Source organism: Microbacterium sp. BR1, assembly GCF_002812725.1.
Classification (GTDB): domain Bacteria; phylum Actinomycetota; class Actinomycetes; order Actinomycetales; family Microbacteriaceae; genus Microbacterium.
This window is the reverse complement of sequence record NZ_NMUN01000004.1, coordinates 311,324-333,884: the sequence shown is the minus strand read 5'-3', so window position 1 is coordinate 333,884 and position 22,561 is coordinate 311,324. Positions and strand designations below refer to the sequence as shown.

Here is a 22,561-nt window from a genome sequence, read left to right as displayed (position 1 = left end):
ATGACCATCGCACTTCCGTGGCGACGCCGCACGAGCCGAGAGACCGATCATGAGGGCTCCACCAACATCCCGGCTGTGCTTCCGGTCGTCACGATGACGGTGCAGTCGGACGCCACACTGCGCGTCCTCGTCGACGGGGAGCAATTCGATCCGTCGACCTTCGCCCCGCCGTGGCAGCGAAGCTCCTTCGCTCAGATCATCAGCTCAGTCATGAAGCAGCGCCGCTCGCCCGTGCGCGTCGTGATGCACGAACTCGACGGCACCGTCTACACGGACATCGTGACCACTCCGCTTCGCCACGTCCCCGACCCGCCCGCGTTGCCCGAGCAGTCGCCTGCCTCAGCACAGGATGGAACCCCCGCACCTGGTAAGACCGACTCGATGCACCTCCTCGCTGTGGCGAACGACGGAGGCTTCGTGCCGGGTGAGGAGGTCGCGGTCGCGGTCATCGTGCGGCACACTGCGGCTAGCCGTGAGGGTGCGACGCGAGCTCAGATCGAGCCGCGCCTGCTCGATCTGAGCCCAACCCATGAGGTCATCCTGCTCGGCCGTGTCTCGGGCACCTGTGTCGTCGACCGCGTGTCATGACCGGCTCGCCAAGGGCCGCAGCATTCGGCGACGAGCTGACCAATCTCGCACTCGGCGCGCTCATCTGCGCGATGCTGCTGGCCGGAGCCCTTCGCATTGCCGGGAGCATCGCTGCGTTCGTCACGGGCGCGCCTCAACCCACAGCAGGTCTGGAAGCAGGAGTCGGTGTGATCTTCAGCGCCGGCGATCCCGGCGCGGCGCTCGGCTCCGCCTCGCTCAATCCCGTCGCCTACTGGATCACTGCCGCTCTACTGCTCGCCGCGGTCGTCGTAGCGGCGTGGTTGATCTGGCGGTGGGTCCGAGAGCTTGGCAAGCGCGCCAAGGCCGACCCGAGTCGAATCGAAGGGGTCGCTGAGGCGCGCGACGTGCAGCGCGCCGCATCCGAACGCAACCTCCTCGGCCGCGCGCAGACGCTACGCCCATCGCTCGTCGACCCGAAGCCCGAGCAAGTCGGCTACCTACTCGGCCGATCGCGCGGCAAGCGCGTATGGACATCCGTCGAGGACTCGATCCTGCTCATCGGCCCGCCGAGATCCGGCAAGGGCGCAAACATCGTCATCAACACCATCCTCGACGCGCCCGGCGCCGTCATCACGACCTCGACTAGGCCGGACAACCTCACAGCGACCCTCCGTGCTCGCCAGGCGCGGGGCGGCCCAGTTTCGGTGTTCGATCCCCAACACCTCGCCGAAGGCGTGCCAGCAGGACTGCGGTGGTCGCCGATCCGAGGATGCGAACTGCCGCTCACGGCGATGATCCGCGGCACCGGCCTCGCCGCGGGCACCGGGCTCTCCGGCCCCTCCGTCGAGAACGGCGGCTTCTGGGAAGGCAAGACACGCACCGCGCTACAGGCGCTCCTCCACGCCGCTGCCCTCGACCACCGACAGCCCGCCGAACTGTTCCGTTGGACACTCGATCCCGCAGCAGCCGCGGATGCCGTTTCGATCCTCTCGTCGCACCCACAGGCCGCAACCGGGTGGGCGGAGTCGCTCGACGGAATGCTGCAAGCCGACCCGCGCACCCGCGACTCCATCTGGCAGGGCGTCTCGCTCTCCCTCGCATCCCTCGCCGATCCGAGGGTGCTGGAGGCGGTTAGCCCCACGGAAGACGAGCAGTTCGACCCCGAGTCGTTCCTGCGCGACTCCGGCACCCTCTACCTGCTGGCGACAGGGGCCGGAGCCGGAGCGTCTTCGTCGCTCGTCGCGGCGTTCATCGAAGACCTCGTGGAGACGGCTCGGCGCCTCGCGGCGCGCTCGCCCGGTGCGCGGCTTGATCCTCCGGTGTTGCTCGCTCTCGACGAGATCGGAAATCTCGCGCCCCTGCCCTCGCTCCCCGTGCTCATGGCCGAGGGTGGGGGCACTGGGCTGACGGTGATGCCCGTCTTCCAGTCGCTCGCGCAGGCCCGAGGTCGCTGGGGCGACCACGCCGCAACCGCGATGTGGGACGCCAGCATCACCAAGATCGTGCTGGGCGGAGGAACCGACACACGGCACCTCCAGGACTTGTCGACGCTGATCGGCGAACGCAAAGAGACGATGGACACGGTGACCATCGGCGAGCGCGGCCTGCGCTCGAATCAGCGGTCGGTTCGGCGAGTGCCGATCGTGAAGGTCGAAGACATCCGCACCCTGCCCCAGGGCACCTCGCTCGTGCTGTTGCGCTCTGCTCCGCCCATCATCACGACGATGCGCTACTGGCTCAACCGACCGGATGCCGACACCTTGCTCGCGCAGCGCGCGGAAGTCGAGAGGGCGATGCGGCCGGATGAGCGGAAGCTCCCCTCTGAAGACTCTGCCCTCGCGACGGATACCGATCAACCCGCAATCGGTTGAGCTGATCGAGCCCGTGGATATCGTCCCACTTGACGGCGATCGCTCATCGGCTCGGATCTGGAAGCTTCCACGAGAACTAGACGAGGTACTCGCAATAGACGGAGTAGCTCTTGGCGGAATAGCGTCGCGAGCATGACGGCGATGGACGAGGTTGTGAGCTGCTCGTGTTGTGGTCGCGAGTACCCGCGGAGGAAGCTTCACGCTCTTGTGGACGGTGCTGCATTCATCTGTCGCCGATGCGCGCTGTGGGTTGCCTTGCGGCTCCGTGGTGATCGGCTGGACGGTGACGGGGATGATCTCGGCGCAGTGCAGCGGTGACTGGAGTTTGGGTTCAGCCGACGTTGATGGCCGCGAGCTGGAAAGGTGTGCCGGTGACGATCAGTCGTAGGTCGTGGAGGGTGTCGTCGATTGTCCAGTCGACGAAGGCGCAGCAGGCCTTCTCGATGGTGACGAGATCCCGGAGGCGGTCGACGGAGTCTTCGACCTTGGCGTAGTGGATGGTGAGGCTGCCGTCCGTGCGCTCGGTGTTGAGGGCATAGTCGGCCTCGAAGGCGTGCCATTTCTCCACCTGCTGCTTCGCGGCGGCGAGCGTGGGAAGGGTGCAGGCGATCGGCTGCTCGTCGCGGGGTCTCGTGTGGGTCACGCTGGCTACTTCTTTTCGCTGTCGGTCTTCTCAAGGGCTTCGAGGACCTCGAACGGGGATTCGAGGTCGCCGCGCCAGGCTTCGATGCCTTCGCGGATGGCGAGGACGGCGACGATGAGGGCGGCGACGGAGTCGGCCCAGGCCCAGCCGAAGAGGCTGTTGAGCAGCAGTCCGATGAGGACAGTACCGGAGAGATAGATGCACAGCAGGAGTTGCTTGGCGTCGGCCTGGACGCTCTTGGAGCCGAGTTCGCGGCCGGTGCGGAACTCGAACCAGGCCAGGGCAGGCATGACGATGAGGCTGGTGACGGTGATGCCGATGCCGACCGGGCTGTGGTCGACCTCTTGCACGCCGGTGAGGGCGAGGATCGCGTCGATGGTGACGTAGGCGGCGAGGGCGAAGAAGGCGATCCCGATCACCCGGACTGTGATCTTCTCCCAGCGTTCGGGGTCTTTGCGGGTGAACTGCCAGGCGATCGCGGCGGCGGAGGCGACCTCGATCACCGAGTCGAGGCCGAATCCGATCAGCGCGGCGGAGGATGCGATGGCGCCGGCGGAGATCGCAATGATCGCCTCGATGACATTCCAGGTGATCGTGAAGCCAACGATGAAGCGGACGCGGCGGTGCAGGGTTGTCCGGCGTGAGTCGGGGAGGGGGTGGGTCATCAGAGGTTCTCCTGGTTGAGGATCCGGCCGGCGGCCGGGGAGGTCGAGTTGGGGGCAGCGTGGGGCGGGCGGTGTAGGATGAGGGTGAGCGCCCAGCCGGCGATGCCGCAGGTGGTGAAGATGTCGGCGACGTTGAAGATCGCGAACCAGTCGACGGCGATGAAGTCGACCACCTCGCCAGTGAGTGGGCCGTCGGTGGCGCGGCTGATGCGATCCCAGATGTTGCCCATCGCCCCACCGGCGGCGACGGCCAGCAGCGCGGTCCCGCCGAGGCTGGTTCCGTTGATGGCGCGCAGCATCGTCCAGGTCACGAGGGCGGCGGCGACCGCGATCAGGGCGATGACCAGCGCCGGGCCCAGCGATGCGCCGAGTCCGAACGCGATCCCTGGGTTGAACACCAGGTCGAGCCGGGCTCCGAGCCCGAGTTCGACGATGCGACCATCGCTCAGGGAGGACAGCGCCCACGCCTTGGTGAGCTGGTCGACCGTGAACGCGGCCGCGATGGTAGCGACGACGACGGCGATGCGGGCCGGGCGATGCGGTGCCGGTCGGCTCATGCCAGGACCTGGAACAGGCGGACGAAGACGCCGGACTCGATCAGGATGTACAGCCCGAGGCCGATGAAGACGGCCGGGACCAGCCAGTGCTCGATCTTCTCCAGGGCTTCGGTCACCTTCTTGTTGGTGCCGATGGTCCGGGCCACCAGGCACCACACGGCGACCAGGATCAAGAACACGATGATCGTGATCACGGTGTCGGGGATCGGGGCGGTGCGGAACACCGGGGTGTAGAGGGAGATGTTGTCCGCGCCGTTGGCGATGGTGATGCCGGCCACCCCGAGCAGCCCGCCCGCGCGGATCGCGGACTCGTCCCCGTCATCGTCGTCCCCGCGGCGGCGGCGGAGGGTGCGGATCAGCCCGTACACCCCGATCCCCAGCGGCACCAGGCCCAGGAAGCCGACCCACTCGTCCGGCACGATCGTCAGGCCCGCCGCGGCGACCACGCTCAGCGCGACCAGGGCGATGAACCCGAGGTACTGGCCGGCCACGACTTTCCAGCCCGGCAGGGCGCCGCGCGTGGACGCGAGGAACAGCACCGTGAGGACGACGATGTCGTCGATGTTCGTCGCGGCGAACAGCCCGACCGCCGCGGCGATGGTCGCGATCATCGGGCGTCGCGACCGTAGGTCGCGCAGAGGTCGACCTGGTAGCCCGTCGCCGCCAGAAGCTGCTCCGCAGTCTCCAGCAGGTCGATCACCTCGGGGGTGGCGACCGCGTAGAAGTTCTGGCGCCCTTCCGCCCGCGCGACCAACAGGCCGCAGTCCCGCAGACACGCCACATGCTCCGACACCGTCGACTGCGCCAGCCCCAGCTCGTCGGTCAGATCCCGCACGCGCGCTTCCCCCTGGCTCAGCCGACGCAGGATCGACAAGCGGCTGGCATCGGCCAGCGAGTGGAACAGCGACACCGCGGCGGACAGCTCAAGAATCATCGGCACCAACCGATCATATCGGCAAATCTCGATGCATGGCTATTGCGGTGGGCGAGAAGCGGGAGGCTATCGCTGGGTCGCGATTTTTCGGCTGCGTAGAGAGCCTGGACTTGGCTCACGACCGCGCCAATACCAGCACCGTTGGTTCACTTTCAACGCATGCCCTACCGTCCTATACTCGAACATACTTTCGCAGCAGCAGTCTGCTTCGGGATACGCGTCAACCGCACGGCGGGACGCGATGCGCACCTGTCCATCAGGAAACCCTTCTGATGAGACAGGAGCATCCCGATGCGAACCAAAGAGTCCCTGTGGGGCTTCTTCGCCAGCGACCCGCAGTTGTCCTTCAACGAGGACGGCGAGGCGCGGCTGTTCGCGTGGATCGGTCAGGAGCAGTTCGAGCGCAACCCGGACGGCTCGTTCACGCAGGGCGAGACGAAGTTCTATCCGTTCAAGATGTTCCGGCGCAGCGCGGAGCACGCTTACGAGAAGTTCGCGCGCGGCGACAACTTCGTCGCCAGCGGCCACGTTCAGAAGTTCAGCTACGAGAAGAACGGGGAGAAGGTCAGCGGCGAGGAGTTCATCGCCACCCACGTCGGTCCTGATGCCGCCCGCACGAGCTACGCCGTCGACCGTGGCCGCTCGCGCTCGCAACAGGTCGAGCGCGAGCCCATCGAAGCGCCGGACCCAACTCTCCCGCAGCAGCCGTCGCCACGCCCGATGGCGCTGTGAGGCGGCGGCATGACCACCGAGGAGTCGCTGTTCCCGGTCGACGATCCCGACTTCGACGTGCCGCCGCTCGAAGAGCCGGAGCCCGACCCTGTGGCTCCTTCGCCGAGACCGGCCAAGGAGCCAGACTCCGAGACGAGCGACGCGCCGGAGCCGCCGCGCCCAGTGAACTGGAACATCCTGACCGCGGCCGAGGCACAGGTGGAGTGGCTGGAGCTGAACGCCTTCGTGAACTGGTTGCGTCACGAGTTCGGGCTGAGTGTGAACGTCGTGCCGCCGTTCTGGCATCGGCATCCGGAACTGGTGTGGCCGCTATCGGCGTTGCGCCAACACTATCTGAATGCCTACGACGCGAAGCAGCACGGCTCGGCTCCGTTCGGCTGGTGGCGCGACTTCTGGGACTTCCAGCAGCGCCTGCGCGACGCGGTGACCGCGTGCGGCACGAAGCTTAACACCGACCGGCCGACGCGGCAGGCCGTGTGGCCGGGTGAGGAGGAGCGCCCCGCCCCCGTGGAGACGGTGATCGCCGACCGTGATGCGGACTTCACGCAGTTCGTCAGGGAGGACGTGGCGCGCAGGCAGGCGATCGAGGACGAGTTCTACGCGCATCTCGCGGCGGAGCAGTAGGTCTCGGGCGGTGACAGGGAATGGCGCGACAACGATCCCCGAAGCCCTGGCCGGGGCAACTGGAGTTCGATCTGTGGGGAGTGGACGAGCCGTCGGCCGACGCCGCGCTCACCATGTCACGCGAGGCTGGGGCGAGCAATGAACAAATACGGGCAGATGGCGCTGTCACACTGGCAAGCGACAGCCCCGAACCGGCTGGCCGACCTGAGCGATCCGATGGTGTTCTTCGAGGCACTGGGCCTGGAGATGCAGGAGCAAGTGACGAACCTCGCGTCGATGCTGGCGGGCAGCGACCTCCGGGGGGAGACTTTCTTGCAGAAGGTCGCCCGGCTGACAGCGGCCCGGAAGCAAGCGGAGGAGGTCGTGATGGCGCAACTGGCGTGGATCACCGACCCGACCCTGCCGCTGGAGCAGGCACGCGAGGAGTGGGAGCAGACCCGTCCCTCCGACGAGAACCTGATCCTCTGGGCCGAGCGGATGCAGGACTCCCCGGATTCGATGCCCTCCTCGACGGACCTGGAGGAGATGGCGAAGACCTGGGCGTTGCCCATCGAGTTTCTGCTGGAGCTCGCGGCAACGGAACCTCCGCGGGAGTACATGAGGGCGAACCAGCCGGCACTCGCCGAGGCGGCGACGATCCGCTTCTTCCGCGAACTGCGGTAGCGCCCCGGTTCGTCCCAGCCTCACAGGACGACCTCGGCCCGTCGGGGGCGAAGGCCCGCTACCGGGCGAACGTGGAGGCAATCCAGCTCATCCACGATCTGAGGTCGACGGGTCGCCCGGCGTCGCCGGATGGTCAGCGCGTGCTCGCGCGTTGGTCGAGTTGGGGCGCGATCCCCGAGGTCTTCGACGACTTGAAGCCGGACTGGGATGCCGAACGTGCGGAGCTGCGTGAGCTTCTGAGTGATGACGAGTGGGATGCGGCGGCACGCACGACAATCAACGCGCACTACACCGACCCGATGATCGCGCGGCAGGTGTGGCGGCTGCTGGACGGGCTGGGGTTCCGCGGCGGCGCGGTCCTCGAGCCCGGCTCCGGCGCAGGCACGTTCATCGGTCTCGCGCCGGACTCGGCGCAGATGACCGGGGTCGAACTCGACCCGCTGACGGCGGCGATCTGCGCCGAGCTGTATCCGCACGCAACCGTGCGGGCCGAGTCGTTCGCCGACACCCGGCTCCCCGAGGGCCACTTCGATGCGGCCATCGGAAACGTGCCGTTCAGCAGCGTCACCCTGCACGACCCGCTACACAACGCCACGCGGCAGTCGATGCACAACCACTTCATCATCAAGTCGTTGCGGCTGACCCGGCCCGGCGGCCTCGTCGCGGTGCTGACATCGCACTACACGATGGACGCGCAGAACCCCGCCGCGCGGCGGGAGATGAACGAGCTTGCCGATCTCGTGGGTGCGATCCGCCTCCCCACTGGCGCGCACCGCCGTGCCGCCGGAACGGAGGTCGTGACCGATCTGCTCGTGTTCCGGCGGCGAGTCCCCGGCGAGCAGATGCGGGATGACGCCTGGGAGACGGTCGCGCAGGTGCCCATCGACGGCGTGCCGATGCGGATCAACCGCTACTTCGATGAGCGCCCAGAGCAGATGCTCGGGGAGGTCGGCGTCGGCCATGGGATGTACGACGCGGCCACGCTCACCATCACGACCGATCTGGCCGACTTGGAGGCGGAACTCGCGGTCGCCGTCGACCAGATCGTGTTCTCCGCGCGCCGCGCCGGGCTGACGATGACCAAGCGCACCGCCGAGCAGCAGGCGCGCCGGGCAGCATTCACCCCGTCGGCGCCGGAGTTATGGGACGGCAGCATCGTGGCGAGCGAAACCGGCGGCTTCCGCACCGTTGTCTCCGGCGCGCTGGAGCCGCTTGCGGTGCCGAAGTCCGCCGAGCGCGAGCTACGCGCCCTGCTGCGTCTGCGCGACGGGGCATCCCGCCTGCTGACCGCGGAAGCGGCGAGCGTGGACGACACCCCCGACATCGTGCTCATTCGCACTACGCTGCGGCGCGACTACCTGAAGTACGTCGGCACCTATGGGGCGCTGAACCGCTATACGCTGCGCCCCACCGGGCGCACGAATGAGGACGGCGAGGAGACCTTCGCCCGCATCGTGCCGACACCGATCCGCCTGCTGCGCTCCGACCCGTTCGGCCCCCTGGTGCTCGCGCTGGAACAGTTCGACGACGAGGATCAGTCCGCGTCGCTTGCCGCGATCATGAGCCACCGCGTGGTGGTGCCGCGCGCCGAGGTGCAGGGTGTCGACAGCCCGGCCGACGCCATCGCCGTCAGCCTCGATCGAACCGGCGGGATCGACCTGCCCCTCATCGCCGACCTGCTCGGGATGAACGACCGCGACGCGCGCGAGGCGCTGGGAACGCTCGTGTTCACCGACCCGGCGACCGATCTGCTCGTCCACGCGCCCGAGTACCTGTCCGGCGATGTGCGGGTCAAGCTCGAAGCCGCTCGCCAGCGCGCCGAGCAAGACCCGACATTCCAGCTCAACGTGGATGCGATCGTCGAGGTGCTGCCCACGCCGCTCGGCATCCAGGACATTCACGCCAAGCTCGGGGCCGTCTGGATCAGCGCCGACGTTCACGAGCAGTTTCTCCGCAGCATCCTGCGCGCGCAGGACGTGCGCGTCGAGAACCCGCTACCGGGAATGTGGGAGATTCGCGGCGGTCGGCAGGGCCTCCCCTCCACCTCCGAGTGGGGCACCCCGCGGCGTCCCGCGCCGGACATCGCGCAGGCTGTGATGGAGCAGCGCACGATGCTCGTCTATGACGAGGAGAAGGACATCGACGGGAAGGTGCGCCGCATCCTCAATCCCGTAGAGACCGCGGCCGCCCAGGAGAAGGCCGACGCGCTTCAGGAGCGGTTCGGCGAGTGGGTGTGGGAAGACCCGGCTCGTGCGCAGGCGCTCGTGGACGAGTACAACCGGCGCTTCAACTCCATCGTGCTCCGCGACTACACGAACGCCGGGGCGTACCTCTCGCTGCCGGGCCTCGCGGCAACCTTCGAGCCGCGCACGCACCAGCGCGCCGCCGTCGCGCGTATGGTGTCCGAGCCTGCGGCGGGCTTGTTCCACGAGGTCGGCGCGGGCAAGACTGCGGAGATGATTATGGGCGCGATGGAAATGCGCCGCATGGGGCTCATCAGCAAGCCCGTCGTCGTGGTGCCGAACCACATGCTGGAGCAGTTCGGGCGTGAGTGGCTCCAGGTCTACCCGCGTGCCCGCGTGCTCGCCGCGTCGAGCCTCGACCTCACCGCCGACAAGCGGCGGCTGTTCGTCGCGCGGGCGGCGGCGAACGAGTGGGACGCGATCATCCTCACGCAGGGGGCGTTCGCCAAGATCCCGCTGCGCGCCGAGACGCAGCAGCAGTACATCCGCGGGCAGGTAGACGACGTACGGCGAGTGCTGGACGAGGCGACCGGCGAGCAGCGGATGAGCGTCAAGCGCATCCAGCGGAAGCTCCTGGCGATGGAGAACAAGCTCAAGGATCGGCTCGACTCCGACCGCGACCGCGGCGTCTGCTTCGAGGACACCGGCATTGACTACGTCATCGTCGACGAGATGCACATGTACAAGAACCTCGCCACGGAGTCGAACATCAGGGATGCCGCGATCGAGGGCTCGGATCGCGCGAGCGACCTGCACATGAAGCTCGAATACCTCCGCTCCGCGGGGCGCGAGCGGGTCGTGACTGCGGCGACGGCGACGCCCATCTCGAACTCGATCACCGAGACCTATGTGATGCAGCGATATCTGCGGCCAGACGTGCTGGAGTCCGCGGGTGTCGGCGCATTCGATGCGTGGGCGGCGACGTTCGGCGAGCTGGTCACGCAGATGGAGATCTCGCCGACCGGCAGCACGTTCCGCATGAAGACCCGGTTCGCGCGCTTCCAGAACGGGCAGGAGCTGCTGCGGATGTGGTCGGTGTTCGCCGACGTGAAGACCGCCGACGACCTCGACCTGCCCGTGCCCTCGCTCGTACAGCGCGACGACGGCAGCCGCGCACCCTCCACCGTCCCGGTGCAGCCGACCGTCGAGCTGGAGCAGTACGTCGCCTCCCTCGCCGAACGCGCCGAGAAGGTCGCCACCCGCCAGGTGCGCCCCGACGAGGACAACATGCTCCTGATCGCCACCGACGGGCGCAAGGCCGCACTCGACATCCGCATGGTCATCCCCCGTGACCCATCCGGGCCGAGCAAGGTCGACGTCGCCGCCGACGCGATTCACCGCATCTGGGAGCGCACCCGCGACAACGAATACCTCGACACGCTGACCGGGCAGCCCTCCACGGTGCGCGGGTCGCTCCAGCTCGTGTTCTCTGATATCGGCACCCCGAACCAGGACAGGTGGAACGCCTACGACGAGCTGCGGCAGCAGCTCGTGCAGCGCGGCGTCCCCGCCGAGCAGGTCAGATACATGCACGAGGCGAAAACCGACGTGGAGAAGGCGCGCCTGTTCGCCGCAGCCCGCGCCGGCCACGTCGCGGTGCTGATCGGCTCGACGGAGAAGATGGGCGTCGGCACCAACGTCCAGGCCCGCGCCATCGCCCTGCACCACCTGGACTGCCCGTGGCGGCCCTCCGACATCGCCCAGCGCGACGGACGCATCATGCGGCAGGGCAACCAGAACGAGGAAGTGGCGATCGTCCGCTACGTCACCGAACGATCCTTCGACTCCTATATGTGGCAGACCGTCGAGCGGAAGGCCGCGTCGTTCGCGCAGCTCCTGCGCGGGAAGATCAACGCCCGCGAGATCGAGGAGATCGACACCTCCGCGCTGTCCGCTGCCGAAGCCAAGGCCATCGCCTCCGGCAACCCGCTCCTGCTGGAGCACTCCGTCATCCTCAACGAGGTCAATCGGCTGCGCCGACTCCAGCGTGCGCACGAGCGCAACGAGGACATGCTCGTCCACACCGGCAATCGCGCCCGGTCAGCCGCTGAGCGCGCCGCCGCGGACATTCGCGGGCTGGAGGCCGCTGCCCCACGGATGATCGACACGAGCGGCGACAGGTTCCACATCACGCTCGGCACGCGCGACTACGACTCCCGCTCCGAAGCCGCGCACGCCCTCGCCGCGTGGATGAGCGACTCCGGGCTGAAGTGGCTGCCGCGGTACGGGCACAAGGATTTCGGAATCATCGGCCGCATCTCAGGCTTCGACATCCACGTCGAGGCCCGCTCCGGGCTCGCCGCCCTCGATGTGACCATCTCCATGCCCGAGGTGCCCCGCTCGGGATTCACGCTGCCGAAGGAGTCGTTCCTGGACGCCGGGCTCGGGCTCGTGCAGCGCATCGAGAACCGCGTCAGCGGCATCCCCTCCCTTCTCGACCAGGCCCGCGAAGACCTGGAAGAAGCCGAGCAGACCGTCGCCGACACCCAGCAGCGCCTCGGCCAGCCCTTCCGCCACGCACAGACCCTCGCCGACGCCGAGGAAGACCTCGCCCGCGTCGAGTCCCAGCTCGCCGCGATGCAGGACGAACCGGCACCTGAGCCCGCCGCGCCAAAGTCCGAGCGCGTCGAGCTGACCGTCGAGGCCGTGCGCTCCTACGAACCGAACCTCGGGTCGCGGGATGGTGCGGGGCGTGAGCCTGCGAACCCGTTCGTCCCCGTGACGCCTCCGGCCGCGCCGCCGGGCAACGCCCCGCGGCTGTAGCTCAGCGGCACTCCGGGCCGAGCCCGTCGACGATCGTGGCGGGGTCGGCGATGATCTGCTCGCAGCGCAGGCAGCGCACGCCGCGAAAGATCACCTCCGGTTCGCCGTGGATGCCGTGTTCGGGTTCGACCTCGTAGAGGTCCGCGTGTGCGGCGAACAGGCGCGGGTGGTTCTTGGCGATGGCGGCGTGGAATTGCGCGGGCGTGGTCGGCGGGTTGAGCTGACGCTCGACGAACAGGTCGATCACCGTCGAGTAGGCATCGCGGGTGAGCCGCGCGGCGAGGAACAGATCGGGGTTCGCCGCCGAGATGCAGACGCTAGCAAGATCGTCCAGCCCGTAGTCGTCCACATCCTCGGTGACCAGGAAGCGCGCGCCCGCGGCCGCAGCATCGGCAAGGATCTGCCGATCCGCGCCCTTCGTGCCTCCGAAGCGCTCCGCACCCGTGCCGGTCGGCCCGAGCAAGACGTCGAATCGCTCCCGGACACTCGACGGCGGCAAAGCCCTCGGGCGCATATGCACCTGGGCCTCCCGCTCGGCAGCCCGGCTCCAGAAGGCGCGGAAGCCGCTCGGCATCCCGCCGACGACCAGCAGAGTCCGAGTGACGGGCTTAGCGATGATGTTCGCGTCCAGGAGAACGCGCGTCAGCTCACTGATCACCGAAGAGGTCGTCACGGAGTTCATCGCGCGTCAGCTCCACGAGGTCGCCCATCGTCTTGCGCCAGTACCGCTCGAACTCCTCGTAGGGGATGCGATTGCGATTGCCGACCTTGACCGCGCGAATCTCCCCCGCCTTGATCTTCCGCGAGATGGTAGGACGAGACACGCCCATCGCGTCGGCGACCTGCTCGGGGGTCATCATGCGGCGCTTCGCCGTCAGCGTCACCGTCTCCCCATCGGCTGCCGCCTGCTGCACATACGCGGCGACCTGCTCCAGCCAAGCCGGGCGTGCCCCGGCGCTGGAGCGCACATCCTCCGGGTTGATCGTCAAGCTCGTCATGGTCATGACCCCATCCTACCTCCACCTGCACACTCTGGACAATACAAGTGTTCATACAGCATCCCCCTCTTGAGCCTTACAGTTCATACGTCGATGCCCGCGAACGCCTCGTCGAGCGCGTCAGCCGCGACCTCGACGATGAGGTCGCGACGCTTCGCGTAGTGCCCTTCCGTGATGTCGGTACTGCTGTGCCCGAGCAGGTCGCGTGCGACCTCGACGCCAGCCGTGCCCGATACCGCCGCAGCGACCGCCTTGCGGAGGCTGCGGAAGGTGAGGTGCTCGGCGTCGACCCCGATAGCGAGCAGTTCCGGCTCGAACTCGCGGCGGAACATCCTGAGCAACTCGCCGACTGCGCTGGGGTCGCGCGGACGGCCGCGCTCGGTCGTGAACAGCACGTCGTCAGGGTTCCGTTCGGGATCGGGAACGTGGCTGGCCACGAGTTCGCTCAGTACCTTCGCCGCGAACTTTGGAACGCGAACCCACCGCTTCTGCCGCTCCGCTTTGGGTGAGTCCTGGCGAAACAGGCCGCGGGACTTGGTGCGAACCATCGTCCCGCCGACCCACACGAGCGCCTCCATCGTGAGGCTTCCATCCGGCTGTTCCACCGCCTCGAACCGCACGTCCTGGAACCGGATCGCAATCGGTTCTGCCGTCCTCTCGGAGGTGCCGAGCGTGATGAGGATGTAGTCGGCGAGCAGCTTGTAGTTGGGCCGTCGGCCCACCGGATACCGCTTCCGGTGCCGCTCGGGCCACACCTCGCGGATGAGGTGGAGGATGTACTTGACCTGCACCGCGTCGAGTTCGAAGTACACCGTGTCCGGCTCGTCCGCTCGCCTGGTCGCACGGATCGGGTTCGCCACGACGACCGCTCCGTACCGTGTGTTCTGGATCGACCCGGCAGCCGCGAAATACCCCTGCTGGATCGCCCAGTCGAACATGAGCGACATCACGTTCCGAACCTTGTTCGCGGTCGTCACCGACTTCTCCCGCGCGATGTCCATAAGCAGCCCATCAGCACGGTCGGCGGTGATGTCGGCGATGGGGATGGCCCCGGCACGCGGGATGACATGCGCGCGCACCATCGAGGCGTAGCCATCGACGGTCTGCTCGCGGCGCTGACGCAGCACCCGCGGATCATCGTCGTGATACGCCGTCTTCAGCCACGCCGTCGCCAGCTCTGCGACAGTCATGAACTGCGTCCGTCGCGCCAGGACTCGACCGACAGCGACATCGGCCGCCTCCTGCAACGCGACCAACGCCTCAGCCTCGGTCGCTCCGCTGCCGCTGGGACGACGCTCATGCCCCTGGCCGTCATAGACCCGCGCCCGCGCGATGACCAGGCCGTTCGGCTCGACGGTATAGGTCACCTTGCCGAGTTCGCCGAGCGCGCGTTTCGGCCGCGCCATCAGTCGCCCGCCCTATCCGTCGGGGCCACGATCCGCCGCGCGATGAACGCCTCGACATCCTCATCGCGGTAGCGGACGTTGTGCGACGAGAGTGCGACGAACGGCAACCCGAGACCTCGGCTGCGCGCACGCTCCGTCCGCCAGTCAGCGAGCGTCCTGATCGGGATGCCCGTGTACTCCGCAAGCTCCTGCGGAGTCCAGAGGCGGGGGCGGTTGTCGCTCATACCAATGAGGTAGGCGGCACCACCCGCAGACCTCCAGCGACCCCCGTAGGACGGCCAAGAATCGAGTAAACGGACGGGTTCTCGGACAGCCGCAGCAGCGACCCCACTCATGCTCACCATTGCACTTCCCTGTGTTTGCAGGGAAGTGTGAGCCTGCGGAACCCCCTCCGGTTCTCAGATCCTCAAGCCGAGCTGTACTTCGGCGTCTGACGTCGAGCACGAACGCAGAGAGGGCCCCGGGATCATCCCGGGGCCCTCTCCCGTTGTTGTGCCGCCCCACGCGGTCGGTCCGCTCCCCTGGGGAACCATCCCTCGCGAGGGCGGCGGAGAGGTCAGCCGTAGAAGAGCTTCTCGAACACGCGGCGGGCACGACGCGCCGTGCCGAAGTAGTCCTCTTCGACCTGCGTCGCCGAGCGCGGCGGATAGTCCAGGATGCGTCCGATGCCGTCGAGCTGTCGTCGATCCGTCGGCAGCACATCGCTCGTCTGGCCCGACAGCAGGGTGTTCGCCGACCGAAGGCGTGTCGACAGGTGCCAGGACTCCGCCAGTCGTGCCGCGGATGTCTGCGGGATCAAGCCGGCGGCGACGGCCGCATCCAAGGCCCCGAGCGTCGACGTCGTGCGCAGCTCGGGGTGCTCGTGCGCATAACAGAGCTGGGTGAGCTGCACGAGCCACTCGACGTCGCTCAGCGTGCCGGGACCGAGCTTGAGGTGACGGGTCCGATCCACGCCCTTCGGCAGGCGCTCCGTCTCGACGCGCGCCTTGATGCGCTTGATCTCGCGCACACCCTGCGGGTCGGGATGCTCGGGGTACCGCAGCCGGTCCGCGAGCTCCATGAACGCCCCGATGAGCTTGACCGAACCGGCGACGCCCCGTGCGCGCAGGAGCGCCTGCGCCTCCCACGACAGCGACCAGCGCGAGTAGTACTCGGCGTAGGACGTGAGCGAACGCACGAGCGGCCCCGTACGGCCCTCGGGGCGCAGGTCGGCATCGAGGTCCAGCGGGGCTCGGAAGTCCTCCGACACGCGCCGCAACTCGGCAACGATCTTGAGTGACAACTGGTGCGCGCGTTCCGGCTCGACCTGCTCCGGGCGGTAGACGTAGAGCACATCCGCGTCCGATCCGAACCCGAGCTCAGCTCCCCCGAATCGGCCCATCGCGATGATCGCGAAGTCCAGCGAAGCATCCTCGGGCGGCACGACCTCGCGACGCACCGCCCGGAGTGTCGCCTGGAGCGTCACGTCGGTGATCGTGGTCAGGCTCGCCGAGAGTTCTTCGATCGTCAGCACGCCGAGCACCGCGGCCATGGCGGTGCGGAGAAGCTCACGGCGGCGCAGGGCGCGCACGGCACGCATGGCGTCGTCGATCGTCTTGTGACGCGTCTGGATGGCGCGCGCCTCTTCCTGCAGCGCCACGCCCGAGCGGGGTCGCAGCGGCTCGGCATCATCCAGCCAGGCGACGGATTCGGGGATCCACTCCATCAGCTCGCCGACGTAGCGGGATCCCGACAGCACGCGCGTCAACCGCTCGGCCGCGCCCGACGAGTCACGGAGCAGGCGCAGGAACCAGGGAGTATCGCCGAGGCGCTCGCTGACGCGCCGGAACGCGAGGAGTCCGTAGTCCGGGTCGACGCCGTCCGCGAACCAGCGGATCATGACGGGCATCAGGTGCCGCTGGATCGTGGCCTTGCGGCTCAGACCGCTCGTCAGGCTGCCGATCGTCCGCAGCGCCCCGGCCGGGTCGCGGAAGCCGATCGCCGCAAGCCTGTCGTGCGCCTGCGCCGTCGAGAGCACCCGGCCGTCCTCGGGCAGCGCGGCCACCGCCGACAACAGCGGACGATAGAACAGCCGGACATGGATGTCTCGGACCTCGCGCTTGATCTGATCCCAGACCGCACCGACGCCATCCCCCGTGTCGGCAAGCCCCGATGCCCGAGCGAGCGTGCGCAGCCCCTCGGGGGTGCGCGGCATGAGGTGCGTCCGCGCGAGACGCCAGAGCTGCAGCCGGTGCTCGAGCAGACGCAGCACGCGGTAGTCCTGCGCGAAAGCGGAGGCCTCGACGCGACCGATGTACCCACCGGCGACCAGGGCATCGAGCGCCGCGAGTGTCCCCCGCTGCCGGATCGAGTCATCCGTCAGCCCGTGGACGAGTTGCAGAAGCTGCACGGTGAACTCGACGTCCCGGATGCCTCCGGGCCCGAGCTTCAGCTGATAGGGAACGTCTTCGGCGGGAATGTGCTCGGTGACGCGCTCGCGCATGCGCTGCACCGAATCGACGAAGTTCTCGCGCGCGGCGCTCGTCCACACCTTGGGCTGCACGGCCTCCACGTACGCGCGTCCGAGGTCGACGTCGCCGGCGAGCGGACGCGCCTTGAGCAGCGCCTGGAACTCCCAGCTCTTCGCCCAGCGCTCGTAATACGACACGTGCGAATCGAGACTGCGGACCAGCGCACCCTGCTTGCCCTCGGGGCGCAGGTTCGGGTCGACCTCCCACAGCGGCGGCTCGATCTCGGCCTCTTCGATCCCGCGCATGGTCTGGACGGCGAGGCGCGTGGCGATGTCGAGTACGCGGCTCTCGCTCGTGCGTTCGACGAGTTCGTCGCTTCCGCCCCCGACGAAGATCACGTCGACATCGGACACGTAGTTCAGTTCGCGGGCTCCGGCCTTGCCCATACCGATGATGGCGAGGCGCGTCTGCGCGACATCCTCCCGAGGAAACAGCCCCCCGGGACCGGCGGCGGATGCCGAGATACGCGAACGGGCGACGGCCAAGGATGCCTCGAGCGCGGCGGCCGCCGCGTCCGCCAGCGCCGCCGAAACCTCGCGGATCGCGCCCGGAGGGTCCGGTGAGAGCAGGTCGTACACGGCGATCCGCGCAACGAGTCGCCGGTAACAGATGCGCAAGGCGATCCAGCCGTCCGCGCTCTTCTCGGCGAAGCCGTCGACCGCGCCCACGGACGCGAGCATCTCGGCCCGCAGTTCTTCGGTCGAGGCGAGCAGGCCGCGTGGCTCGAGCAGGTCCTCGAGCTCACCCGGATGACGCAGATAGAACGACGCGTATCCCTCGCTCGCACCGAGCAGCGCCCAGACCGCGCGATGCGCGGACGCGCTCGCGAGGACTTCGCGGACGGGAATGGCATTTCGGCGCGCCACCGCGACGAGGCCGCGAACCGCGGCATCCGGATCACCCGCCGAGGATGCTTCGGCGATCCACGAATCGCGCGGCAGCCCCGTCAGCTCTTCGAGCTCGTCAAGACCGCGCTCCGCTGCATCGAGTTCGGTGAAGCCGAGCCGCGCGAGACCCGTGCGCGACTGAAAACGTTCCGGAGACATGGGAGCGGGCGCTCCCGTCAGAGCATCTCGAGATTGCTCTTCAGCTCGAACGGCGTGACCTGCGAGCGGTACTCCTGCCACTCACGGCGCTTGTTCTTCAGCACGTAGGTGAAGACCTGCTCACCGAGGGTTTCGGCGACCAGCTCGCTCTCTTCCATCGCCTGCAGGGCGTGGTCGAGGCTCGCCGGGAGCGGCCTGTATCCGAGTGCACGACGTTCGGCATCGCTCAGCGACCAGACGTTGTCTTCGGCCTCGGGCGGAAGCTCGTATTCCTCTTCGATGCCCTTGAGTCCCGCCGCGAGCATGAGCGCGTACGCGAGGTACGGGTTCGCCGCCGAGTCGAGCGCGCGGTACTCGACGCGCGACGACTGGCTCTTGTTGGGCTTATAGAGCGGAACACGCACGAGGGCGGAGCGGTTGTTGTGACCCCACGTGATGAAGCTGGGGGCCTCGTCACCGCCCCACAGGCGCTTGTACGAGTTGACGAACTGGTTCGTGACGGCGGCGATCTCGTTGGAGTGACGCAGGAGCCCGGCGATGAACTGCCGGCCGACCTTCGACAACTGGTACTCGGCGCCCTCTTCGTAGAAGGCGTTCTGATCGCCTTCGAAGAGCGACATGTGCGTGTGCATCCCGCTACCGGGCTGACCGCTGAGCGGCTTCGGCATGAAGGTCGCGTAGACGCCCTGCTCGATCGCGACCTCTTTGATCACGGTGCGGAACGTCATGATGTTGTCGGCCGTCGCGAGGGCATCGGCGTAGCGCAGGTCGATCTCGTTCTGGCCGGGTCCACCCTCGTGATGGCTGAACTCGACCGAGATTCCCAGGTCTTCGAGCATCCGGACCGAGCGGCGACGGAAGTCGTGCGCCGTACCACCGGGGACATTGTCGAAGTAGCCGGCGGAGTCGACGGGCTCGGGGCCCTCGGGGCCGTACGCCGACGACTTGAGCAGGTAGAACTCGATCTCGGGGTGCGTGTAGAACGTGAAGCCGCGATCCGCTGCGCGCGCGAGCGTGCGCTTGAGGACGTGACGCGGGTCGGCCACGGCGGGCTGTCCGTCGGGCGTCGTGATGTCGCAGAACATGCGGGCGGTCGGATCGACTTCGCCCCGCCACGGCAGGATCTGGAACGTCGCCGGGTCCGGGTGAGCGAGAAGGTCCGACTCGAAGCTCCGCGTCAGGCCCTCGATCGCCGAACCGTCGAAGCCGAGGCCCTCGGCGAAGGCACCCTCCACCTCGGCCGGAGCGATCGCGACGGACTTGAGAGTCCCGATCACATCGGTGAACCAGAGGCGGACGAACTTGACGCCCCGCTCTTCGATCGTCCGCAAGACGAAATCACGCTGCTTGTCCATGGTTCCCTCCGCAGCTCCGCTGCTTGCCCAGCCTACTGGGGCTCTTCGCCGGCGCCGGACGCGGAAGCGCCCCACGAGGCATCACGGGCGTCGTCTTCGGCCCAGGCCCGCGCGCGATCCTTGATGATCTGCGGCGCGTTGGCCGCTTCTTCCGCGGTGTCGAACGGGCCGGCGCGATCGATCGCGGGCGACTCGAACCCCTTCTCGACCTGACCTGTCGTCAGGTTGTACCAGTACTTCTGTTCGCTCTCGGACACCGGTTCTCCCTCGATCTGCGTTCCGTGTCGATCCTACTGACCGCGGGGCTGCGGACGTGCCGCATCGCCCTCCGCGAGCCGGAACGGCGCATCGCTCTCGCTAAGCTGAGCGACATGGCAAAAAGCGTTGACCGTGCTGTCGGTGTCGACATCGGGGGGACCGGCATCAAGGCCGGCATCGTCGATCTGAAGCGCGGAGAGTTGCTGAGCGACCGCATCCGCGTCGACACCCCGAAGGGTGCGGCGCCCGACGACGTCCTCGGCGCGGTTCGCGAAGTGCTCGAGCGGCTCGGGGGCGTCGACCAGACGGTTCCGCTCGGTGTCGCCTTTCCCGCGATCGTCAAGCGCGGACGTACGCTCTCGGCCGCGAACGTCTCGGAGAAGTGGCTCGACTTCGAGGCCGAGAAGTTCTTCGAGGACGGTCTCGGACGGGACATCCAGTTCGTCAATGACGCGGATGCCGCGGGTGTCGCCGAGGTCCGGTACGGCGCCGCGAAGGGCCACGACGGCCTCACGATCCTCACCACGCTGGGCACGGGCATCGGCTCGGCACTCATCTACAACGGCACTCTGATCCCCAACTCCGAGCTCGGCCACCTCTGGTACCACGACGAGTCGATCGAGAAGTACGCGGCGTACTCGGCGATGGAGCGCGAAGACCTGACGTGGGAAGACTGGACCAAGCGCCTGCAGCTCTTCTACGACCACGTCGAGTTCTTGTTCTCGCCCGACCTGTTCGTCGTCGGTGGTGGCGTGTCGAAGCATCCGGACCGCTTCCTGCCCTTGCTGAAGCTGCGCACCCCGATCCTGCCGGCCGTGCACCGCAACAGCTCGGGAATCATCGGCGCGGCGGCCCTCGCGGGCGACTGACCTTCCGGGCGCGTTCGGCTCGTGCGCAGATGCACGGATGCCGATGCCGCCGGTTGGCGCCGAATCCGCCGGTTGCTCGCGGTGGAGAAGCGGCGCCCTCGGGGACAACCGGCGGTCTCGGCGGCAAGCACGCGCTCTCGGAGGCGGGCCGGGGCGGTGATCGAGGGGCGAGTGGGCCGGCCTGTACGCCGGGTTCTGTCCGGGGGCGTGAGCCCCGTGGACGGTCATCTCTCTCGACGACACGTTGCCGTGCCGTTCTAGCGGTCTACCCGAGGACTCGGCGGGCCGCGTCAACATCCTCTGTCTGACCTTGCTCCGGGCGAGGTTTACCGAGCAGATCGCGTCACCGCGGTCCCTGGTGGTCTCTTACACCACCGTTTCACCCTTACCGGGGTCTCCCCCGGCGGTCTGTTTTCTGTGGCACTGTCTCGCGGATCACTCCGGGTGGGTGTTACCCACCGCCCTGCCCTGTGGAGCCCGGACGTTCCTCGGTACGGGCGAACCCGTAACGCGACCGTCCAGCCGACCCACTCGCGCCGCAAGTCTAGCCGCCGATGCCTCACCCACCCGCGCCGGACGGCCGGACGGGCGCCGGATGGATCACGCCACCAGGTCGCGGCGAAAACTCTCGCGACGATCCATGGATGCGTTGGCCGCGGCATCCGCTCTCGCGTTCTGCGCTCGGGGGATCCACTCGAAGCTCACGTGGCGCCCGGCGATCAGTTCGCGCGCCTCAAGCGCCAGGACCTGCATGTCGGGATGTTTGATCTTCCAGCGTCCCGTCATCTGCTCGACCACGAGCTTGGAGTCGAGACGCACGCGAACGGATGCCGGATTCCGTTCGAATGCGGCCCGCAAACCCTCGATCATGCCGCGGTACTCGGCCACGTTGTTCGTCGCGACGCCCACGTAGACCCCGATCTCGGCGAGCACCGCGCCCGTCGAAGCATCCAGCACGACCGCTCCCCCGGCGGCGATGCCGGGGTTTCCCCGCGCACCTCCGTCCACCTCGACGATCAGGTCGGGTGCGGACGGCGGTGCGATCGGGTCATCCCAGAGCGCACCACTCATCGCACGGCGCTCACAGGCCCGATTCGCTCGTGCGCACCAGGATGCACCCGCACTCGGGGCAGTTCACGATCTCGTCGTCGGCCACGCCGCGGATGACCTGCAGGTCGGTGCCCGAGAGCACCATATGGCAGCCACCGCAGGTGCATGCACGCAGCAGACCGGCCCCGGCGCTGCGTGTCGTCAGTCGCTCGTACAGGGCGAAGAGCTCGGGTGGGACGGTCCCGATGATGGCCGCGCGGTCACGCGTCAGCCGCTCGGCACGGGCGGTCTCGTCGGCGACGACCGCCTTGGCTTCGTTCGAGAGTCGCGTGCCCTCTTCGTTCGTCGCGGCGACGAGGCGCTCCTGCTCGGTGACGGATGCCTCGGCCTGCTCGAGCTTCTCCATCAGCTCGAGCTCGGCATCCTCGAGGTCGCCCTGGCGTCGCGCGAGCGAGGCGAGCTCGTGCTCGAGCCCCGCGGCGTCCTTCGGATTCGAAACCTTCTGCAACAGCTCTTCGTCGCGCTTGCGGCGCGCCTCGACGACCTTCACGTCGGACTCGACGCGAGAGATCTCGAGCTGCAGGTCGTCGCGCACGCCCTGGCGTCGCGACAACTCGTGCGAGAGCGCTTGGCGCGCGGTGAGGAGTTCCTTCACACGCGCGGCTTGCGGGGGGTTCTGGCGCAGGGCTTTGGACGCGCTCAGCTGCGCGTCGAGCTCGGCGATCTCCAGCAATCGACGCTGGTCTGTCGGGCTCGCATTCACTCGTCCAGCCTATCCCGGCGGGCGCCTCGCCCCGACGGGTGGTCGTTTTCGCCTCGGCCACC

The 22,561-nt window shown here is 68.0% G+C and carries 21 protein-coding genes and 1 other RNA gene; 7 read left to right on the top strand and 15 right to left on the bottom strand.

Annotation, left to right across the window (positions count from 1 at the left end; all coding sequences use genetic code 11):
• Together CGU35_RS05800 and CGU35_RS05795 are read left to right on the top strand one after the other, a co-directional pair.
• Positions 1-588 carry a hypothetical protein gene (locus tag CGU35_RS05800; RefSeq protein ID WP_100810635.1) on the top strand — a complete coding sequence of 196 codons (588 nt, stop codon included), beginning with the start codon at positions 1-3 and terminating at the stop codon, positions 586-588.
• A complete protein-coding gene (locus CGU35_RS05795; protein ID WP_100810634.1) occupies positions 585-2,420 on the top strand; it encodes a type IV secretory system conjugative DNA transfer family protein in 1,836 nt (611 codons plus the stop codon). The genes CGU35_RS05800 and CGU35_RS05795 overlap by 4 nt, the downstream gene beginning before the upstream one ends.
• A 331-nt stretch (positions 2,421-2,751) precedes the next feature.
• Here CGU35_RS05795 and CGU35_RS05790 read toward each other — a convergent pair whose 3' ends face one another.
• The 5 genes from CGU35_RS05790 to CGU35_RS05770 are packed head-to-tail and all read right to left on the bottom strand — an operon-like array spanning position 2,752 to position 5,219.
• The gene (locus CGU35_RS05790) at positions 2,752-3,063 is read right to left on the bottom strand and encodes a hypothetical protein (protein ID WP_100810633.1); all 312 of its coding nucleotides are present in this window, start codon (positions 3,061-3,063) and stop codon (positions 2,752-2,754) included.
• A 5-nt stretch (positions 3,064-3,068) separates the two neighbouring features.
• Positions 3,069-3,728: a cation diffusion facilitator family transporter gene (locus CGU35_RS05785; protein ID WP_100810632.1), complete on the bottom strand. Its 660-nt coding sequence runs from the start codon at positions 3,726-3,728 to the stop codon at positions 3,069-3,071.
• Complete coding sequence (locus CGU35_RS05780; RefSeq protein WP_100810631.1) at positions 3,728-4,285, bottom strand: signal peptidase II; 558 nt, start codon at positions 4,283-4,285, stop codon at positions 3,728-3,730. The genes CGU35_RS05785 and CGU35_RS05780 overlap by 1 nt, the downstream gene beginning before the upstream one ends.
• Positions 4,282-4,896, bottom strand: coding sequence for a cadmium resistance transporter (locus tag CGU35_RS05775; protein WP_100810630.1), 615 nt, complete (start codon positions 4,894-4,896; stop codon positions 4,282-4,284). Before CGU35_RS05775 ends, CGU35_RS05780 begins: the two co-directional genes overlap by 4 nt.
• On the bottom strand, positions 4,893-5,219 hold the full coding sequence (locus CGU35_RS05770) for an ArsR/SmtB family transcription factor (RefSeq protein WP_100810629.1): 327 nt from the start codon (positions 5,217-5,219) through the stop codon (positions 4,893-4,895). Before CGU35_RS05770 ends, CGU35_RS05775 begins: the two co-directional genes overlap by 4 nt.
• A 291-nt stretch (positions 5,220-5,510) precedes the next feature.
• On the opposite strand from CGU35_RS05770, the gene CGU35_RS05765 reads away from it, so the two are divergent.
• The 4 genes from CGU35_RS05765 to CGU35_RS05750 all read left to right on the top strand — a co-directional run bounded on the left by CGU35_RS05765 (position 5,511) and on the right by CGU35_RS05750 (position 12,244).
• Positions 5,511-5,951: a single-stranded DNA-binding protein gene (locus CGU35_RS05765; protein WP_232711163.1), complete on the top strand. Its 441-nt coding sequence runs from the start codon at positions 5,511-5,513 to the stop codon at positions 5,949-5,951.
• A 9-nt stretch (positions 5,952-5,960) separates the two neighbouring features.
• Positions 5,961-6,575: a hypothetical protein gene (locus CGU35_RS05760; protein WP_100810628.1), complete on the top strand. Its 615-nt coding sequence runs from the start codon at positions 5,961-5,963 to the stop codon at positions 6,573-6,575.
• Positions 6,576-6,713: 138 nt separating this feature from the next.
• On the top strand, positions 6,714-7,238 hold the full coding sequence (locus CGU35_RS05755) for a hypothetical protein (RefSeq protein ID WP_100810627.1): 525 nt from the start codon (positions 6,714-6,716) through the stop codon (positions 7,236-7,238).
• A gap of 71 nt (positions 7,239-7,309) precedes the next feature.
• Positions 7,310-12,244 carry an SNF2-related protein gene (locus CGU35_RS05750; RefSeq protein ID WP_181003388.1) on the top strand — a complete coding sequence of 1,645 codons (4,935 nt, stop codon included), beginning with the start codon at positions 7,310-7,312 and terminating at the stop codon, positions 12,242-12,244.
• Position 12,245: 1 nt separating this feature from the next.
• Here CGU35_RS05750 and CGU35_RS05745 read toward each other — a convergent pair whose 3' ends face one another.
• From CGU35_RS05745 to CGU35_RS05715, 7 genes are all read right to left on the bottom strand, one after another.
• Positions 12,246-12,917, bottom strand: coding sequence for a hypothetical protein (locus CGU35_RS05745; RefSeq protein WP_146048023.1), 672 nt, complete (start codon positions 12,915-12,917; stop codon positions 12,246-12,248).
• Entirely contained in the window at positions 12,892-13,248 is a 357-nt protein-coding gene (locus CGU35_RS05740; protein WP_100810625.1) for a helix-turn-helix domain-containing protein, read from the bottom strand. Before CGU35_RS05740 ends, CGU35_RS05745 begins: the two co-directional genes overlap by 26 nt.
• Before the next feature lie 77 nt (positions 13,249-13,325).
• Positions 13,326-14,648 (bottom strand): tyrosine-type recombinase/integrase, encoded by a 1,323-nt coding sequence (locus tag CGU35_RS05735; RefSeq protein ID WP_100810624.1) that lies wholly within the window; start codon positions 14,646-14,648, stop codon positions 13,326-13,328.
• On the bottom strand, positions 14,648-14,872 hold the full coding sequence (locus CGU35_RS05730; protein WP_100810623.1) for a helix-turn-helix transcriptional regulator: 225 nt from the start codon (positions 14,870-14,872) through the stop codon (positions 14,648-14,650). Before CGU35_RS05730 ends, CGU35_RS05735 begins: the two co-directional genes overlap by 1 nt.
• Positions 14,873-15,204: 332 nt before the next feature.
• Positions 15,205-18,204, bottom strand: a complete 3,000-nt coding sequence (locus CGU35_RS05725; RefSeq protein WP_100810622.1) for a bifunctional [glutamine synthetase] adenylyltransferase/[glutamine synthetase]-adenylyl-L-tyrosine phosphorylase — start codon at positions 18,202-18,204, stop codon at positions 15,205-15,207.
• Between the two features lie 17 nt (positions 18,205-18,221).
• Positions 18,222-19,559, bottom strand: coding sequence for a type I glutamate--ammonia ligase (gene glnA / locus CGU35_RS05720; protein WP_100810621.1), 1,338 nt, complete (start codon positions 19,557-19,559; stop codon positions 18,222-18,224).
• A 32-nt stretch (positions 19,560-19,591) separates the two neighbouring features.
• On the bottom strand, positions 19,592-19,816 hold the full coding sequence (locus tag CGU35_RS05715; RefSeq protein WP_100810620.1) for a hypothetical protein: 225 nt from the start codon (positions 19,814-19,816) through the stop codon (positions 19,592-19,594).
• A gap of 114 nt (positions 19,817-19,930) precedes the next feature.
• On the opposite strand from CGU35_RS05715, the gene ppgK reads away from it, so the two are divergent.
• A complete protein-coding gene (gene ppgK / locus CGU35_RS05710) occupies positions 19,931-20,686 on the top strand; it encodes a polyphosphate--glucose phosphotransferase (RefSeq protein ID WP_100811304.1) in 756 nt (251 codons plus the stop codon).
• Positions 20,687-20,854: 168 nt separating this feature from the next.
• On the opposite strand, the gene rnpB is transcribed toward ppgK, so the two are convergent.
• The 3 genes from rnpB to CGU35_RS05695 form a co-directional block, all read right to left on the bottom strand.
• Positions 20,855-21,216: RNase P RNA component class A (gene rnpB / locus CGU35_RS05705), an RNA gene on the bottom strand.
• A gap of 70 nt (positions 21,217-21,286) precedes the next feature.
• Positions 21,287-21,757 carry a reverse transcriptase-like protein gene (locus tag CGU35_RS05700; protein ID WP_100810619.1) on the bottom strand — a complete coding sequence of 157 codons (471 nt, stop codon included), beginning with the start codon at positions 21,755-21,757 and terminating at the stop codon, positions 21,287-21,289.
• Positions 21,758-21,767: 10 nt separating this feature from the next.
• Positions 21,768-22,499 carry a zinc ribbon domain-containing protein gene (locus CGU35_RS05695; protein WP_100810618.1) on the bottom strand — a complete coding sequence of 244 codons (732 nt, stop codon included), beginning with the start codon at positions 22,497-22,499 and terminating at the stop codon, positions 21,768-21,770.
• Positions 22,500-22,561: the final 62 nt, after the last annotated feature.